2 protein-coding genes are annotated in these 619 nt (G+C 59.9%); one reads left to right on the forward strand and one right to left on the reverse strand.

What is annotated here, in order from left to right; translation table 11 throughout:
• Window positions 1-406, reverse strand: a 406-nt coding sequence (locus ACR0E6_RS22595; RefSeq protein WP_480587598.1) for a hypothetical protein, incomplete at its 3' end; no start/stop codon positions are given.
• A 6-nt stretch (window positions 407-412) separates the two neighbouring features.
• Between ACR0E6_RS22595 and ACR0E6_RS22600 the strand changes: the two genes are divergently transcribed.
• The coding region (locus ACR0E6_RS22600; RefSeq protein WP_480587600.1) for a hypothetical protein at window positions 413-619 on the forward strand (207 nt) is incomplete at its 3' end.

The following is a 619-nucleotide window of genomic DNA, read 5'->3' on the forward strand; positions in this document are numbered from 1 at the left end:
GCCCGGTTGCGTTCATCATCAAAGCGCGAACAATCATTTCCTTCATCTTGTTCGGTGCTTTCGTGATTGTGTTCTGAACCTGCGCTGGAACACCCGACCTCGTCAGCATTTCAGCAAGCACAGTGGCCACCTTGGCCTCTCTACCCGCCTTCATTCGATTGAGCGCCGCAGCGCCTCCGCGTCTTGCCAGCAGCGCAGCAGCAACTCCGCCACCAGCGCCCTGCAAATCCCCAGTGACCGCATAACCCGCACCCGCACCTGTTGTGCCAACCAAGCCTTGCTCAATTAACTGCCGGGCAGTCGTGGAATTGCCCGTAAGAGCTCTGTGCGTGTCTGCAAAGGTGCGTTCATTGGCAATCTGGGTGCGTACAGTATTAGCACCGTCTGGCCCCAGAGCGGCTTGCATGGCGTCTTGCTGGCGACGTGGGCCAAACAGGGTATCAACAGCGCCCGGCGTGTCTCTGCGGTTCTGCAACGCGTCTATCTTGCCCGAGGCGTAGCCCTGAGCCACTTCGTCAGGGTGCGCAACCGCTGCTTTCTCAGCGCGCCGGGCATAGTCCGCCGATACACGCGGCTTTGCACCTTCAGCGCCGATGTTGATGGCATCCACCCGCTTGTG

Source organism: Ruegeria sp. AP12 (assembly GCF_056540025.1).